Below are 16,560 nucleotides of genomic sequence, written 5' to 3'. Positions count from 1 at the left end.
TCATGCCGCTGCCTTCGCGTGCCCCGCTCCGCCTTCTGCTCCGTCTTTCCTTGGTCTTGGTTAGCGCGTTGTCAATCAGCGCTGCCCAGGCACAGACGGCCCCTGCCGCCAACGCGGAAAACAACGCCGAAGACAGCGACTGGAGCGTCGCTGTCGGCCCGGCGATTTACATGTCACCCAAATATCCGGGCGCGAAATCCAGCTTTGTGTTTCCGTGGATCGATCAGGAGATCGAATACCGGCATCGCTTCTTTTCCAAGGGGATGGACTTTGCAGGCGTGTACCTCGCCAACGACGACACATGGCAGGTGGGCGGCAACTTCCAGTTCGACCCGACGTGGCGCCATGCGCATGACGACGCGCGCCTGAATGGTCTGGGCAATGTCAACGCCACGGTGCGCGCGAAGGCGTTCGCGCAGTACACGGTGTCGTTCCTCACGCTGTCCACCGATGCGGAGCAGGACATCCTCGGCAACCGCCAGGGGTTGATCGCCAACGCCGATGCCTACGCGAGCGCGCCGGCCGGCCGCTGGCTGTTCAGCCTTGGCACCGGCGTGTCGTGGACGAACGGTCAGTACATGCGTACGTTCTTTGGCGTGGACGATGGGCAGAGCGCGCGTTCGGGCCTGCCGGTATTTGCCGCGCATGCGGGGCTGCGCGACATCCACTTCAACGCCATCGTCACGTGCAGGCTCGATGACCGGTGGACGGCCAATGGCTCGCTCACGGTGGCACGGCTGCGTGGCGATGCGGCAGACAGTCCGATCACCCAGCGCCGCCAGCAGACCACGGCCATGGCCTCGCTCACGTACCGGTTCCGCTGACAGCGCGCCCAGAATCGGGCGCGGTGATGTGCGCAATCGCTTGCGCATGGAGGTGAAATTCGCGTGGCAAACCTGTGCACACGAGGCAATCCGCTTATGAGACCAGAACTTGGCCCGCGCGCCTCTCAGCCAAAAGGACCATGCTTCCTTTTCACAACAGGTATGCGGGTGGACTAGCGCAATCGCCCTGTTTTTTTTGCTAGTCTGTTTGGAAAGCGGCGATCACTTCCGATCAATGCACGGGCAGTGAACGGTGTCTTCCCACCGGCGGCGGACACCGCAAGACAGGAGGGCTTGACCATGTTGCGGTGGATTGCAAACTGGGCCTTGAGCCACGCACCCTCTCCAGAGAAGCAGGCCGAACGCGCGCTAAGCGAATTGCGCATGGAGCTGTACCAGGCAGAGCAGCGCGTGATGGATGCACAAATGCACGCGGACTACTACCGCGCCCGTCTCATATTCCTGGAAGACGTCGTCAAGAAGGGCATCGAGCGCGTGTCCGACCAGCGCAAGGGCAAGCAGGAAAGCGCCCACGCATTGCGCGCCGGCCTCAAGTTCACGGCCGAGCTGTGGCGCGAATCGCAATCGCGCGACTCGCATATGCTCCGGCGCCGCACGGCGATGTCGTTCATCGACCCGCACGACGCGCAGGCCGACGACTCGCACGCGCCCAAGATCCACCACTTCTCGAAGATCCCCGTAGATTCGCAGTTCGACGACAACGTGAGTGCGCTGCCCTCCAAGCACGCCGCGGCGGAGAAGGCGTAGCGCGTGAGCTGGCCGGCGCGGCCAGCCGCCCGCAGTGCCCCCGCGTCAGGTGCGTCGACACGTTCGGCTCCGTGCGCGGGCGGTGGCGCCTACGGTGCCACCATCGACACGCCGTATTGCGCAAAGATGCGTTGCAGCTCGCCGCTGGCGCGCAGTGCATTGAGCGCGGTCTCCAGCGCCTGCGCCAGTTCTCGCTGATCCGCCTTGACGGCCATGCCAATCGCCCAACCGCGGGCCGGCAGCAGCGGCGACTGCAGTTCGGTCGCCACAAACCGTGTGGCAGATTGATTCTGCATCTTCAGCGCACTTTCATATTGCGCCCGCGTCACCATTGCCGAGGCAATCTGGCCGGAGAACAGCGCACGCAGCGCCTCGTTGGCCTCCGGATAGATCTTCACCTTGTCGCGCAGCGCGCCGTTGGCACTGGAAAGCAGCGCACTCGCCCCGCCCGACCCCTGCTCGGCGCCGGTCGCCTGACCGGCGAGGTCTTCGAAACTGCTGACCTTGCGGACGCGGTCGCTGTCGTACACCAGCACATAGCCTTCGCGAAGGTACGGCGCGAATATCAGCACCTGGTCGTTCTGGCGAATGAAGTTCGGGTCAACCGGCACATGGAGCATCACGTCGGCCGGGCCATACCCCAGGTAGTGCCCCTTCCAGACCATGTTGCGCAGGTCGCCCGACATGCCATCGTCATCCGCATCAAACGGCAGCAACGACGCCGACAGCCCCATCTGCTTGCCAAGCGCATTGGCAAGCGCCACGTCAATGCCGCTGAATTGGCCCCCGACGTTGTCGGAGAACGGCGGCAGGCCCTTGTACAGCGCGACCTTCAGGGTACCGCTCTGGCGGATCTTCGCCATGTCGGCATGTGCCGGCGCGGCGCTCACCATCATGGCTGCCGCAGCAAGCAGGAGGCCGGCAAGGCGACGGAAAGCCCCAACCGCGGTCAACCGAATACGGGCATTCATGAGAATCTCCTGGTGGAAAAAATGAGCGAGCCGATGCACACGAAGGCAGGGACAGCATCGGCTCGCAAAGCTGCCAACGGGGGCAGGCCGACCTACTACTCCTGTACGCGGCGCGATTCCAGATACGTCTTGATCGACCAGACCGCTTCCTGGGTCAGCACGCCTTCAAACGGGGGCATGTAGACGCGGCCATCGCGGGTGCGGCCGTGGCGGACTGTGGCGGTGAAGTACTGCGACACCTCGCCGTAGCAAGCCTCCTTCTGCTTGGCGCTTGCCAGCGACATGCAATCGGTGTCGAGCTTGCGCAGGTCGGGGGCGATGCCGCCGGAGATGGCCTCCAGCCCGTGGCAGCGCGCACAGTTCTGGTTGAACGCCGAGGTGCCGATACGCAGCGCTTCGTCGTGGGCGGGGCCCGTCCGGTATGGATTGTCCTGACGCCAATCGGCGCCGAGTTGCGGTAAGGTGTGCGTGTCTACGGCCTGCGGTGTGACATCGCCGTGAGCGGATGCGGCTGCGGGCAATCCGCCGGCCAGAAGTGCGCAGGCAGAAAGCAGCGCGAGCAAATTGCGAGGCGTTTTCAAGAGTGTCTCCTAGTTGTCGTTGAAACGATTTTTGGAGCCATTTCTGCAAGAGCCATACCAAGGCGCGAACCTGCCGCCAAACCCGGCCTGCATCCGCCAAGCGCGCCGGTTATCCGATGCGAGGGTTGGCACAGGTGCTCAGGAATGCAACACCCTGGCAAGGGTCTTGCTTCATGGCGCAACACTTCCGGTTCGCACCCTGGTTAAATCAGGCGATCCGGGCGACCCGCACACAGATTGCGGGCGAGGTTTAAGGAGACACACACCATGACCCCTCACGCGGCAGCCGACCCGCGCGGTTCCGAAAACGCCCCGGCCACGCTCGGTGACGCCCCGAACGATCAGCCTGAACTGATCGCGCAATCCCACGAGCGATCCAAGTCCTACGGCTTGCGCCCGTATGAGTCGCCCGACTTCTGCCCGGTCCTGCACAGCGAGCTGAAAACCGAGATCGAGCGCAGCCAGTCGCTGTTCACGCACGCGCTCCCCGTGATGGAGACGCTCTACAGCCAAATCGTCAACACGCAAAGCATGGTGATCCTGACCGACACGTCGGGCCTGATCCTGCATTCGCTGGGGGACGACGATTTCCTGGCCCAGGCGAGCAAGGTGGCCCTTCAACCGGGCGCGCTGTGGTCGGAAGCGAGCCGGGGCACCAACGCCATCGGCACGGCGCTGGCCGAGGCTAAACCCACGCTGGTCCACGGCTCCGAGCACTACCTGCAGGCCAATCAGTTCCTCACCTGTTCGTGTGCGCCGATCTTCGATCCGTACGGCGCCACCGTGGGTGCGCTCGATGTGACGGGGGACCATCGCGGTTTCCACAAGCACACCATGGCGCTGGTACGCATGTCGGCGCAGATGATCGAGAATCACTTGTTTGCCAACACGTTCCAGGACGTGGTGTGCATCCACTTCCACTCGCGCCCGGAATTCATCGGTACACTGGTCGAGGGCATTGCGGCCTTCACGCCGGCGGGGCGCTTCCTGTCGGCCAACCGCAGCGGCGAATTCCAGCTCGGCCTGTCGATCCGCGCGCTGCATGCCCATACCTTTTCGTCGCTGTTTGGGCTCTCGATGTCGCAGTTGATCGACCGCGAACGCACCGCAGCGGCAGGTATCGTGCAGTTGCAACTGCCCAGCGGCGTGAAGGTGTTTGCGCGCGTCGAATGGAAGCGGCCGGCCAACCGCATGGTGGGCGGCGCGATTGGCGCTGATCTCTCGACCGACCGCGACGCGGCGCCGCGCCGGGCCTACATCGAGCCGATCCGGCAGCCGGCCAGCCTGGAGGCGCTGGACACCGGCGACGCGCAGATCCAGACCGTCATTGGCAAGCTGCGCAAGGTCATCGGCAAGGATATCCCTGTCATGATCCTGGGCGAAACCGGCACGGGCAAGGAGCTGCTTGCGCGCGCCATCCACGCCGACAGCCCGCGCCACGCCGGCCCCTTCATCGCCGTGAATTGCGCGTCGATTCCGGAAGCGCTCATCGAATCTGAACTCTTCGGCTACGAAGAAGGCGCCTTTACCGGCGCGCGCAAGAAGGGCGGCATCGGCAAGATGGTGCTGGCCAACGGCGGCACGCTCTTCCTCGACGAGATCGGCGACATGCCGCTGCACCTGCAGGCCCGCCTGCTGCGCGCATTGCAAGAGCGTGCGGTCTCTCCGCTGGGCAGCAACAAGCTGATCCAGGTAGATGTGACGGTCGTGTGCGCCACTCACCGCAACATGCGCGAGATGGTGGCCAGCGGCCAGTTCCGCGAAGACCTGTACTACCGGCTCAACGGTCTGGTCGTGCGCCTGCCGGCATTGCGCGAGCGCAGCGACCTCGACGTGGTAGCCGACAAGCTGCTGAAACTTGAACAGGCCGACGCGCCCCCCATCAGCGAAGCCGTGATGCAGATGTTCCGCAGCTACCACTGGCCCGGCAACATTCGCCAGCTCGGCAATCTGCTGCGCACCGCCCGGCTGATGGCCGAAGGCGCTCCGGAAATCACCGAAGACCATCTGCCCGACGATTTTCTTGAAGACTGGCAGGCGCGTCATGGCGACCAGCCGTCTCCGGACAATGCGGTGGCATCGGCAGCGGCTGTACCGCCTGTCACTCAAAACGTGGGCGGCACGCAGCCCAAGCGGCTTGCCGATGTGGAAAGCATGACGATCATGGCGGCCGTGCAGGCGCACAACGGCAATATTTCCGCCGCTGCGAAAGCGCTCGGCATTTCGCGCAACACAATCTACCGCCGGATCGACGAGGCCGGCGGCTTGCCTTCAGACACCGACTGACCACGCCGACGCACGGATGGCGGCGCCCAGCGCTTTCGCCATCTCACCCACCGCCAGGTGCCCACCCGGCACCCACACCAACCGCGCATGCGGGATCGCTACAGACAACCGCAGCGCATTGCCGGGCCGGCAAACCTTGTCTTCCCGCCCATGCAGCAGCGTCACCGGCAAACCCCTCGCCCCGATGCGCGTGGCCGCCCGCAGCAACGCTGCCTTCCCCAGCCCTGCTCGCCGATGCAGGTAATGCGCCTGCAACTGGTACTTGCGCACGAGGGCCATGCGCTGCTGCCAGGTTTGGCGACGTGCCAGCGGCCGCAGGCCCAACAGCCGATGTTCCCCACGCTGCCATGCCGTGGCAATGTTCAATTTCTGAACAGTTGTACCAGGCTGCAACATGTCTGTTGCAACGCGAAGGCGACCACGGGCCGCAGGAAAACCCTCACCTCGCCCACCGACGCCTCGCAAGAGATCACGACCGGCGCCGCGCGCGTTGAACAACGACTGCACATCGTCGAAACCGGTCAGGAAGGTGCCGCGCAGCACCAGCGCCGATACGGCATGGGGAAAGCGATCGGCATAGGCCAACGCCAGCGCTGCGCCCCATGACCCACCGACCACGCCCCAGCGCGCAATGCCGAGCGCAATGCGTAGTTGCTCCAGATCGGCCAGCAGCGCCGTCACCGTATTGCGCCGTAGCGTGCCGGCGGGTCGCGAGCGCCCGGCACCGCGCTGGTCCGGCAGCACGGCGCGATGCCGCAGCGGATCGAACCACGCAGCCATCGAAGGCGCGCAGCCGCTGCCCGGGCCGCCATGCAGCACCAGCCACGGTTCTCCGCTGTCAGGCCCGCATTGGCGCACATGCAGGCAGTGGCCGTCCGGCGTGCGCAGGTGAAAGCGGGCGGATGTGGTTGGCCAGTCGGAGGTGGGCATGGATGTTGCCTTGATGACGATGCGGCTGCGTTCGGCAAACGCCTGTGCAGCCGCTGAACAACGCTGTGCATTCACTAACTATGCCAACCCTCAAGGAGGAGACATGAACTGGACGACCCCCGCCTACACCGAACTGCGACTCGGGTTCGAGATCACCATGTACATCGCCAACCGCTGACACTGCGCGGCTGAGCACGCAAGGCTCCACGAGCCCGCCGGTTCTTCACGGCGGGCTTTTTTCCGCCTGGAGGCGCGCGTGCCTTCCCGCCATCCCCTGGCCGACTTCTTGCTCAATCCGCCCCGACACGTTGGATTTGCATCATGACCATACTCAGGGTTCTCGGCTCGGCCGCCGGCGGCGGTTTCCCACAGTGGAATTGCAACTGTCGCAACTGCGACGGTGTGCGGCGCGGCACCGTGCGCGCCACGCCGCGCACGCAGTCGTCCATCGCACTCGGCGACGGCCAACACAACTGGCTCGTGGTGAACGCCTCGCCGGACATCCTCGCGCAACTGCGCAGTTCGCCAGCGCTGCAACCGGCACGCACGCCGCGTGATACGGGCATCGTGGGCGTCGTGCTGATGGATGCGCAGATCGACCATGTGACGGGCCTCTTGATGCTGCGTGAACATCGGCAAGCGCTGCCCGTCTATGCCAGCGCAGCGGTCATCAGCGATCTGTCCACCGCCTTCCCGCTCACCCGCATGCTGTCGCACTACTGCGGTCTCGACACGCGCGCGCTCGCGCTGGACGGCACGGCGTTCTCGGTGCCCCCGCTCGACGACGTGGCGTTGACGGCGATCCCGCTGGAGAGCAAGGCGCCGCCCTACTCGCCCAGCCGCAACGCGCGCCGCGTGGGCGACAACATCGGCCTGCGCATCGTCGATCGCAAGAGCGGCCGGCGTGCATTCTACGCGCCGGGTCTCGCCCGTGTCGAACCCCATGTGCTCGACGAAATGGGCGCGGCCGACGTGGTGCTGGTGGACGGCACCTGCTGGCGCAACGACGAGATGCTCGCCCTCGGTTTTTCCACCAAGACGGCAGCAGACATGGGCCACCTCGCGCAATCCGGCCCCGGCGGCATGATCGACGTGCTCGACCAGCTGCCGGCCACGCGCAAGGTGCTGATCCATATCAACAACACCAACCCGATCCTCGATGAAGACTCGCCGCAGCGCCGGGAGTTGGAAGCACACGGCATCGAGGTGGCTTACGACGGCATGGAAATCTCGCTATGACACATCCTGTTGCCTGGACGGCCGAAGAGTTCGAAGCACGGCTGCGCGCGAAGCAGGCGGGCTATCACATTCATCATCCGTTCAACCTGCGCATGCGCGCTGGCGAATGCACGCCGGAGGAAATCCGCACGTGGGTTGCGAACCGTTTCTACTACCAGGTCAACATCCCGCTCAAGGATGCGGCCATCCTGTCCAACTGCCCCGACCGGGCAACGCGCCGCGAGTGGATCGTCCGCATCCACGACCACGACGGCGACGATGCGCAGCCGGGCGGCATCGAGAGCTGGGTGCGCTTAGGCGTTGCCGTGGGCCTGACGCGCGACGCGCTGTGGTCTCACCGGCATCTGCTGCCGGGCGTGCGCTTTGCGGTGGATGCGTATGTGAACTTTGCGCGCCGCGCGCCGTGGCAGGAAGCAGTGTGCTCCTCGCTCACGGAGATGTTCGCGCCGGACATTCACAAGGAACGACTGGCCGGCTGGCCCGAGCACTATCCGTGGGTGCAGCCGGAGGGGCTGGCGTACTTCCGCTCGCGCATTCCGCTGGCCTCGCGCGACGTCGAGCACGGCCTGCGCGTGACACTCGACTACTTCCGCACGCCGGAGCAGCAACTGCGTGCGCTGGACATCCTGCAGTTCAAGCTCGACATCCTCTGGTCGATGCTCGATGCCATCCAACAGGCCCACGCACATGAGCCCTCCCTTGTCTGATCCGGCCCACCCCACGCTGCACCGGACCTTCCGGCTGCAATGGGAAGACATGCAGCAAAGCTGGGTGCTGCTGTACCCCGAAGGCATGGTCACGCTCAATGACAGCGCCGCCGCGATCCTGCAGCGCTGCGACGGTGCCCATACCCTCGACATGCTGATCGACGACCTGCAATCCGCCTTTGGCGTGCAGGGCATCGCTCCGGAGGTCCACGCCTTTGTCAAACATGCTCTTGAACGCGGCTGGCTCGTTTGAGGCCGATTCGCTGCTCGCGCCGGCAGCTACGCCGATGCCCGGTCCGCCGCTCTGGCTGCTGGCCGAGCTGACCTATCGCTGCCCGCTGCATTGCGCCTTCTGCTCCAACCCGGTCGACTACACGCGGCACGATCAGGAACTCACCACCGAACAGTGGTGCGATGTGTTCACCCAGGCGCGGGCGCTGGGGGCGGTGCAGCTCGGCCTGTCGGGCGGCGAGCCGCTGTTGCGCAAGGATCTTGAAACCCTGGTTGCGCATGCGCATGGGCTCGGGTTCTACGTGAACCTCGTGACATCTGGGGTGGGCTTGACCGATGCGCGGCTTGGCGCATTGCGCGCAGCGGGGCTCGACCATATCCAGCTGTCGTTCCAGGACTCCACGCGGGAGCTGAACGACTTTCTGTCGAGCACGCGCACATTTGACCTGAAGCGCCAGGTGGCGGATCTGATCAAGGCCCACGGTTATCCGATGGTGATGAACTGCGTGATGCACCGGCATAACCTGCCGCACGTGGGCGCCATCATCGACATGGCGCTGGAGATCGGCGCCGAATACCTGGAACTTGCCAACACGCAGTACTACGGCTGGGCATGGGAAAACCGCCTGGCGCTGATGCCCACCCTGGAGCAACTGCGTGACGCCGAAGCCGTCGTGAACGACTACCGGACCCGCATCGGCAGCCGATGCCAATTGCTTTACGTCGTGCCGGACTACTTTGAGCAGCGCCCGAAGAAGTGCATGAACGGCTGGGGCACGACATTCCTCGGCATCGCGCCGGATGGCGTTGCGTTGCCCTGCCACTCTGCGCGCATGCTGCCGGGGCTGGAGCTGCCCAACGTGCTCAATCAGCCGCTGAGCGATATCTGGCGAAGCAGCGACGCCTTTCAGCGCTTTCGCGGCACGCATTGGATGCCGCAGCCGTGCCAGTCATGCGAGTCGCGCGAAGAAGATGCGGGCGGCTGCCGCTGTCAGGCCTATCTGTTGACGGGCGATGCGACGCGCACGGACCCGGTGTGCGGAAAATCGGCGGATCACGGTGCGCTTCAGAAGGTGGTGCTGCAAGGCCGGATGGCTGCGATGAACGGGTTCGGACAGATGCGTGACACCCGCACCGGCGAGGTCCCCATCGTGTTCCGGACCGATGCCAATTCGCGCCGGCTCACGCAACCATAGAACGCAATCCTGGAGAAGAGAAAGGGCCGGACAATGCCGGCCCTCTTCCTTTTCCCTGGCGAGCAACGTAGAAGCCTAGGAGCCTGAACTCAACACCCAGGCCACCAATTGCTTCGCTTCGTCTTCCTTGAGGTTGGGGTGCGCGGGCATCGGGATGCGGCCCCACACACCCTTGCCGCCTTCGCGCACTTTCTGCGCCAGTCTCGCGGGCGCGTCGGCATCGCCCTTGTACTTGGCGGCCACGTCGGCAAAGGCGGGGCCGACGATCTTGGTATGCATGCTGTGGCACGAGAAACAGCCGCTCTTGTCGGCCAGGGCCTGCATGTCCGGCGCGGCGTGGGCGGGCGCCGCCCCGATTGCTGCAGACACTACGGCCAGCAGCGAGAACACTCCATTGCGCATGATCACGATCTGAAACTCCTTGAAGCTGTGCGAGAGGCTGCGCGCCGCAAAGGGCGCACAGCGCTCAACCACGCACGTCAGTTCTTGTGCAGCTTGAACACCCAAACCGAACCGCCCTGCTCCAGGAAGTTCACGCGCTTGGCCACTTCACCGCCCCACAGCGGCACTGCACCACCCCAGCCCGACACCACGGCCACGAACTGCTCGCCGTTGTCTTCCCAGGTGACGGGCGGCGCGACGATGCCGCTGCCAGTCTGGAATTGCCACAGCTCCTTGCCGGTCTTGGCATCGGCCGCCTTCAGATAGCCCTCGGGCGTGCCCCAGAACACCAGGCCACCGGCAGTCGTCATCACACCGCCCCACAGCGGCGCGTTGTTCGTGATCTGCCATTCCATCTTGCCCGTCTTCGGATTGATCGCGCGCAGTGCGCCGATGTAATCCTCATTAAGCGGCTTGATGGTAAAGCCAGCTCCCAGGTAGGCGGCGCCCTTCTTGTAGCTCACGGGTTCGTTCCAGATGTCCATGCCCCACTCGTTGGCGGGCACGTAGAACAGCCCGGTTTGCGGGCTGTATGCCATCGGCATCTGGTTCTTGCCGCCCAGGAAGCCGGGCTCGGCAAACACCGACTTGCCCTTCTTCTCTTCACCCGCGGCCTGGGCCGGATCGCCCGGACGGTGGTCGGGTGCGTAGTTCGGGCGGCCGGTCTTGAGGTCGATGCTGGTGGCCCAGTTGACCTTCACGAACGGGAACGCGTTGAGCAGCTTGCCAGTTTTCGCATCGTTCACGTAGAAGAAGCCGTTGCGGTCAGCCTTGCCGCCGACGCGCTTGCCGTCCATGTCGAACGTCACGAACTCGTTCACGCCGTCGAAATCCCAGCCGTCGTTCGGGGTGTTCTGGTAGTGCCAGACGATCTTGCCGGTGTCCGGGTCGATGGCCAGCGTGGAAGACGAATACAGGTTGTCGCCCTTGCGCAGATGGCTGTTCCACGGTCCCGGGTTGCCGGTGCCGAAGTAGACCAGGTTGGTCTGCGGGTCGTAGGTGCCGCCCAGCCACGTCGATGCGCCACCGGTCTTCCACGTCTCGCCGGGCCAGCTCGCGTTGAGCGTGCCCGTCATGCCGTTCTCGGTCTTGTTGCCATCCTTGTCGTACTTGTAGCCCATGTGGCCTTCGACCGTCGGACGCGACCAGATCAACTGGCCGGTCTTGGCATCGCGCGCTTCCACACGGCCGACCACGCCAAACTCGCCACCCGACACGCCCGTCAGCACCATGCCCTTCACGATCAGCGGTGCGGCGGTCGTTGAATAGCCGGCGGCGTAGTCCTCGATCTTGTCTTTCCAGACGATCTTGCCGGTGTCCTGATTGAGCGCGATCAGCTGCGCATCCAGCGTGGAGAAGATGACCAGGTTGTCGTACAGCGCGGCGCCGCGGTTGACGACGTCGCAGCAGGGCATGATGCCCTCCGGCAGACGCTGCTCGTACTTCCACAGCTTCTTGCCGGTCTTCAGGTCGATCGCATAGATGCGCGAGTACGACGCCGTGACGAACATCTTGCCGTTGTAGATCAGCGGCTGGGATTCCTGACCGCGCTGCTTCTCACCGCCAAACGAGAACGACCATGCCGGTACAAGCTGGCTGACATTCTTCGTGTTGATCTTGGTGAGCGTCGAGAAGCGCTGCCCTTGCGTACCCATGCCCCAGGTCAGCACGTCGTTCGACGATTTCGCATCGTTCTCGATCATGGCATCGGTAACGAGGGGCGTTGCCGCGTGCACGGCAACACTTGCAGCCGCCATGGCAGCCGCAAGTGCAATCACTCGTAGTGTCCTCATTCTTGTCTCCTCTACCTCTCTTTATGGTCCAGGTCCGGCAGTGTGATGTCACACCGGTCGGACTCAGGGCAAATCCCGTGCCATCGAAAAACGCCGTGAAATTGCGGTTTCAGGCCACTTGCAGTGTGTTGTTGCGTGCCATACCGCAACACATCGTTTGTTCTGTTGCGAAATGGAGCAACGCAATGAACGCAGCCCACGCGAAGACGGGGGGCTTACAGCGCGCGCGTGCGCTGGCCCGGCAGCATGCGTTGCACGCACCTCCGCGCATCGACCCACTGGTGCTTGATCACCCCGGCAACGTGGAGCACCACCAGGCAGAGCAGCAGATCGGCCGTCGTGCTGTGCACCGTGTAGAACATGTGCTGCAGTGCGCTGTCGACCCAACCCCAGCGCGGCAGCGGCACGCCCCAGAAGCGCGTTCCGTATGGATTGAACGAAGACCCGAGATAGCCCGACACAGGCATCACGACCATGCACATGTAGAGCAGGCGATGCGTAATGCGCGCCAGCTCCGTCTCCCAGCAGTACAGCCCCGGAATGGACGGTGGCGCAGCACGGCTGACGCGCACCACCACGCGCCACGCGATGACCAGCGCCGCCGTCAGCCCGAGCGATTTATGCAGATTTACCAAGACCGCCTTCCCCGGTGCGCCCTTGGCCAGACCGGTCATGTAGAAGCCCAGCGCGAACAGGCCGCATAGCAACGAGGCGCTCACCCAATGCAACGCGATCTGCAGGGCCGCGTAGGCCGGCGCGGATGCGTGGGCGGGTCGATCAGCGCGGCGCATCGAGGCTGCCCACCGAGGTTGGATACGTCACCACACCCCAGGGCAACTTGTAGCCTTGGAGCGTATCGACGACCTCGCGCTTCTGCGGGTCGATCACCTGCACAGTGTTCGAGCGGCCGCAGGCAAGCAGCAGCTTCCGATCACCCGGCGTGAAGCTGAAATGCCAGCAACGCTTGCCGACCGGAATGGCGGCCACTTGCGCAAAGGTGCGGGCATCGAACACCTGCAACTGATCAGCGCGGCTGGCAGCCACCCAGAGGTACTGGCCCTCGCGGTCAAACGCGATCCCGTATGGCCCCTGCCCAGTGGGCACGGTCTGGATCGGCTTGAAACCGGCATCCAGCAGCAACAGGTTGTTCGAGTTTTCCAGCGTCACCACATAGGTCTTTCCATCCGGCGCGATCTTGATGCCGCGCGGCCGATTGCCGTATGGCGCGACATCCACCCGCCGGATCTGCTTGAGCGTCGACAGCTCATAAACGCCGACCGTGTTGTCACCTTCGTTGGCCACCAGCAGCAACTTTCCGTCCGGTGAAAATTCGATGGCTTCGGTCTCGCGGGCGGCCTTGATGCGGCCGACCACGGCCCACTGGCTGAGGTCGATGATCGCGACTTCGGCGGGGGCTTCATCGTTCTCATCCTTCTCGTCTTTCACGGCCCGGTCGTTCTTGCCCGGCGGCCCGCCTTCCGACGAAGGCTCGTAGGTGACGAACGCCCGGCGGCCGTCGGGCGAGATGCGCATGAACTCGACATTCCTGCCGACTGCGATGCGCTTGATCTCCTTGCGTGTGCCTGTGTCAATCACCGACACATCGGCGCTGCCCTGGTTGGCCGTCAGCAACCAGCGGCCGTCGGGCGTGACAGCGAGGCCGCGCGGATCCTTGCCCACGGCAATCTCGTCGAGCCGTTTGAGCGTGCGTGCATTGAGCACGGTCACACCGCCGCCCTGATTCGTGACGTAGGCGACGGGATCCGACACCTCGGCAACCGCCTGGAGGGTCAATACCCAACCCACGCAAAGCAACGTGGCGATCCGGAAGTAGTAGGTCAGTGCGTTCATGATGGTCTCTTATGGGCGGCTCAGTCCGCATCGGCACCGGCGGCCTTGCCTCCAAACGAATACGTCAGGCCAATCCAGATCGCGCGCGGCGGTGCCGGCGTCATGAACTGCTGCTTCGCCAACGTGTAGATGCTCCGCATGCCCGACAGGCCGTACGTGGAATAGCGCTTGTTGAACAGGTTGCTGATGTACGCCGAAATCTCGAGATGTTTCGTCGGCTTGTAATGCAGGTTCAGATTGACGAGGCCGTAGCCCGGCACCTCGCCGTTCGGGTCGGCATTGCTTTCGTTGCCGTGCGCGATCTGCTTGCTGACCAGGATCACGTTCCCGCCCATCGACAGGTTCGGGCTGAAGGCGTACGACGCGCCGAGCTTGAGCGTCTTCGCGGGGATGCCCGGGATCTTGTTGCCGCTGACCACATGCTGCCCGCTCGCTGTGGTGAATGCCGACTTGTAGATCGCATCGACATAACCAAAGTTGGCCGACAGCGACCACTTGTCGATCTTCGTGCTCGCGCCCAGTTCAAAGCCGCGTCGCTCCGTCTTGCCGACATTGGCGAAGTAGCCGTACGTGTTTGACGTGGCGATGAACTGGATGTCATTGCTGAGGCGCGAGTCGTAGACCGACGCGCTCCAGTAGGTCGACTTGCCCAGCTTGCCGCGGCCGCCGAACTCGAATGTTTTAGCCACCACGGCTTTCAGGTCGGGATCGCCGTTGAACCCGGTCGGCAGCGAGCACGGGCTGTTCGGATCGGCGCAAGACAACTCGATCGAGGTCGGGGCGCGCATCGATTCGCTGTAGTTCCCGAAGATGCCCTGACCGGCCCCGAGGTCGTAGTTGAATCCCAACGACGGGTTGAACCGGTGGTAATGATGAGAGCCGGCCAGGCTGTTGGTTTGCGGGCCGGCGACCGCCCCTGCCGGCACACCGTTCGGGTTGGAGGCTGCGCCGGATCCAGTGTTGGAATACCGGTAGGCGTCCACATAGCCGGGGTTGTAATACGACACGCCTGATACGGCGTCCGTCCAGGAATAGCCGCCGTCTTCGTTCAGGTACCGGTTGTTGGCGCCGCCCTGGTTGAGCGTGGTGTAGTTGAAGCTGCCCGATGCGGTCACGCTCAGCTTTTCCGTCACGCTCAACGTATCGGTGAAGTACAGGCTGAAGTTGTTGACGTTGGACGACAGGTTGACCGCGCCGATGACGTTGCTGCCCGTGAACAACGCCGGGTTCGATGTCGACGGTGCCGATCCATTGGCGGTGAATCCGTATGTCTGGTTCGGGCTCACCACCGTCTGATAGTTGATCAACCGTGCCAGGTAGGTCGTCTGGTCATACGTGATGCGCGAATGATCGAACGCACCACCGAAGGTGAACGTATTGTCGTGTCCCGCAAGTTGGCTGAAGTTCGACCACTGCAGGGACGAGCCCACCGTGCCCTCATGCGTGGCGGAATCGACGACGCTGGTATTGATGGCGTTGGTCCAGCGGCCGTAGCCGAGCGCAAGCGCATTCGCGCCGGTCACTGCATTGACTGCCGTGCCGTTGGGCGCCTTGTTCGCGCATTTGTACGTGGTGGTGCCACCTGCAGCGGTCGTTGCCAGCGAGCCGTCGTCGTTGAAGCAGCCGTCATCCAGCTGTGCGTTGCTGTTGACGTTGTGAAGGCTGGCCTTGCGGTAGTAGACGCTGCCGGCCAGTTGGTTGGTGTCGTTCAACCAATGGCTGCCCTTCAGGTTCAGCAGCGCCATCCGGTTTGAGATGGTGTCGGGCCACGTATAGGCGGCGCTGCGGTTCGCCATCATGTCCATCGGCAACGACTGCGTGCCGCTCAGCGACGTATCTGCCAGTGCGGCCGACAGCTCGAGCTGGGTAGCGCCGTCGTTGCCGTGCCACCGCGCTTTTCCATACAGTTGCTTGACGTTCGAACCCGAGTGATCGCGAAAGCCGTCCTGCCGGTCGAAGTTGCCGGCGACGAAGTAATCGGTGCTGTGTGCCTTGTCGACGATACCGGTCTCAAAGCTCAGCGCACGGCGGCCAAACGACCCGCCCAGCGCCTCAATCGACGTGCCGGCGTTGTCCTTCCCGTTCTTGGTGTTGACGACCAGCGCGCCGCCCAGTGTGTTGAGGCCGAACATCGGGTTGGAGCCCGGCAGGATGTTGACGCTGGACATCGCGTTCATGGGAATCAGATCCCAGTTCACGATGGAGCCGAAGGGCTCGTTCATCCGCACGCCATCAAAGTAGACCGACACGCCAATCGGCACGCCCAGCAGCGACGACACTTGAAACCCGCGATAGTTGATGTCGTTCTGGTACGGATTGCCCGACCCGTTGCTGATGCTCACCTGACCCAGGTTGTCGTTGAGCAGGTCCGCCAGGTTGGAGTTGCGTTGCTCGCGCGCATCCTTCGCGCTCACGCGCTGCGCATTGGCAGGAAACTGCGACAGCGGCACGCCAATGCTGTCGATCGGGGTCGAGCCGACGACCTCCGCGGTCGGCAATGCCACCGCCACGATCTGGTCTTCGGCAAACGCGGGCGAGTAAAGCCCCGCGGCAGTGAGCGCAGCCACGCCGCCTGCAAGGCACGGTGCGGCGTTGCGCACACGGCTGGTGCTCTTCTCCGAACGGCTGATAGGCGAATGCACGAAGTGTCTCCCCGAAGTTCTCGCTCGCGGGTCTCGGGTATCAATGACGTATCCCAGAGAACAGGCGTGGCGGTGGCTAATCCCGGCAGGGAATCAGCGG

The 16,560-nt window shown here is 63.9% G+C and carries 16 protein-coding genes; 8 read left to right on the top strand and 8 right to left on the bottom strand.

Annotated features, from left to right (window positions below):
* Positions 1 to 2 precede the first annotated feature (2 nt).
* Complete coding sequence (locus AAHM38_RS16660) at positions 3 to 824, top strand: MipA/OmpV family protein (RefSeq protein WP_116575393.1); 822 nt, start codon at positions 3 to 5, stop codon at positions 822 to 824.
* 327 nt (positions 825 to 1,151) lie between these two features.
* Positions 1,152 to 1,592, top strand: coding sequence for a hypothetical protein (locus tag AAHM38_RS16655; RefSeq protein WP_238563796.1), 441 nt, complete (start codon positions 1,152 to 1,154; stop codon positions 1,590 to 1,592).
* Between the two features lie 89 nt (positions 1,593 to 1,681).
* On the opposite strand, the gene AAHM38_RS16650 is transcribed toward AAHM38_RS16655, so the two are convergent.
* Positions 1,682 to 2,563: a substrate-binding periplasmic protein gene (locus tag AAHM38_RS16650; protein ID WP_116575394.1), complete on the bottom strand. Its 882-nt coding sequence runs from the start codon at positions 2,561 to 2,563 to the stop codon at positions 1,682 to 1,684.
* 95 nt (positions 2,564 to 2,658) lie between these two features.
* Entirely contained in the window at positions 2,659 to 3,144 is a 486-nt protein-coding gene (gene pedF / locus AAHM38_RS16645; RefSeq protein WP_004631184.1) for a cytochrome c-550 PedF, read from the bottom strand.
* Between the two features lie 267 nt (positions 3,145 to 3,411).
* Between pedF and AAHM38_RS16640 the strand changes: the two genes are divergently transcribed.
* Positions 3,412 to 5,430 (top strand): sigma-54-dependent Fis family transcriptional regulator, encoded by a 2,019-nt coding sequence (locus tag AAHM38_RS16640; RefSeq protein WP_024972388.1) that lies wholly within the window; start codon positions 3,412 to 3,414, stop codon positions 5,428 to 5,430.
* On the opposite strand, the gene AAHM38_RS16635 is transcribed toward AAHM38_RS16640, so the two are convergent.
* Positions 5,416 to 6,360, bottom strand: coding sequence for an alpha/beta fold hydrolase (locus AAHM38_RS16635; RefSeq protein ID WP_116575395.1), 945 nt, complete (start codon positions 6,358 to 6,360; stop codon positions 5,416 to 5,418). The two genes, AAHM38_RS16640 and AAHM38_RS16635, sit on opposite strands and share 15 nt — an antisense overlap.
* A 103-nt stretch (positions 6,361 to 6,463) precedes the next feature.
* Here AAHM38_RS16635 and pqqA point away from each other — a divergent pair, with 103 nt between their 5' ends.
* The 5 genes from pqqA to pqqE all read left to right on the top strand — a co-directional run bounded on the left by pqqA (position 6,464) and on the right by pqqE (position 9,733).
* Positions 6,464 to 6,538, top strand: coding sequence for a pyrroloquinoline quinone precursor peptide PqqA (pqqA, locus tag AAHM38_RS16630; RefSeq protein WP_009277446.1), 75 nt, complete (start codon positions 6,464 to 6,466; stop codon positions 6,536 to 6,538).
* Between the two features lie 143 nt (positions 6,539 to 6,681).
* Positions 6,682 to 7,599 (top strand): pyrroloquinoline quinone biosynthesis protein PqqB, encoded by a 918-nt coding sequence (gene pqqB / locus AAHM38_RS16625; protein WP_009241201.1) that lies wholly within the window; start codon positions 6,682 to 6,684, stop codon positions 7,597 to 7,599.
* Positions 7,596 to 8,306, top strand: coding sequence for a pyrroloquinoline-quinone synthase PqqC (pqqC, locus tag AAHM38_RS16620; RefSeq protein ID WP_004631191.1), 711 nt, complete (start codon positions 7,596 to 7,598; stop codon positions 8,304 to 8,306). The genes pqqB and pqqC overlap by 4 nt, the downstream gene beginning before the upstream one ends.
* Positions 8,287 to 8,559: a pyrroloquinoline quinone biosynthesis peptide chaperone PqqD gene (gene pqqD, locus AAHM38_RS16615; RefSeq protein WP_012762485.1), complete on the top strand. Its 273-nt coding sequence runs from the start codon at positions 8,287 to 8,289 to the stop codon at positions 8,557 to 8,559. Before pqqC ends, pqqD begins: the two co-directional genes overlap by 20 nt.
* Positions 8,531 to 9,733 (top strand): pyrroloquinoline quinone biosynthesis protein PqqE, encoded by a 1,203-nt coding sequence (gene pqqE, locus AAHM38_RS16610; protein WP_116575396.1) that lies wholly within the window; start codon positions 8,531 to 8,533, stop codon positions 9,731 to 9,733. The genes pqqD and pqqE overlap by 29 nt, the downstream gene beginning before the upstream one ends.
* Positions 9,734 to 9,808: 75 nt before the next feature.
* Here the strand turns inward: pqqE and AAHM38_RS16605 are convergent, their stop codons facing one another.
* The 5 genes from AAHM38_RS16605 to AAHM38_RS16585 form a co-directional block, all read right to left on the bottom strand.
* Positions 9,809 to 10,141 carry a c-type cytochrome gene (locus AAHM38_RS16605; protein ID WP_004631198.1) on the bottom strand — a complete coding sequence of 111 codons (333 nt, stop codon included), beginning with the start codon at positions 10,139 to 10,141 and terminating at the stop codon, positions 9,809 to 9,811.
* Between the two features lie 71 nt (positions 10,142 to 10,212).
* A complete protein-coding gene (locus tag AAHM38_RS16600) occupies positions 10,213 to 11,967 on the bottom strand; it encodes a PQQ-dependent methanol/ethanol family dehydrogenase (protein WP_116575397.1) in 1,755 nt (584 codons plus the stop codon).
* Positions 11,968 to 12,182: 215 nt separating this feature from the next.
* Entirely contained in the window at positions 12,183 to 12,758 is a 576-nt protein-coding gene (locus AAHM38_RS16595; protein ID WP_012762489.1) for a cytochrome b, read from the bottom strand.
* Positions 12,745 to 13,818 carry a beta-propeller fold lactonase family protein gene (locus tag AAHM38_RS16590; RefSeq protein ID WP_012762490.1) on the bottom strand — a complete coding sequence of 358 codons (1,074 nt, stop codon included), beginning with the start codon at positions 13,816 to 13,818 and terminating at the stop codon, positions 12,745 to 12,747. The genes AAHM38_RS16595 and AAHM38_RS16590 overlap by 14 nt, the downstream gene beginning before the upstream one ends.
* A gap of 20 nt (positions 13,819 to 13,838) precedes the next feature.
* Complete coding sequence (locus AAHM38_RS16585) at positions 13,839 to 16,460, bottom strand: TonB-dependent receptor domain-containing protein (RefSeq protein ID WP_116575398.1); 2,622 nt, start codon at positions 16,458 to 16,460, stop codon at positions 13,839 to 13,841.
* Positions 16,461 to 16,560: the final 100 nt, after the last annotated feature.

Source organism: Ralstonia sp. OTU4908, from assembly GCF_038440115.1.
GTDB classification, from domain to species: Bacteria; Pseudomonadota; Gammaproteobacteria; order Burkholderiales; family Burkholderiaceae; genus Ralstonia; species Ralstonia pickettii.
This window is presented reverse-complemented; position numbering and strand designations above follow the sequence as displayed.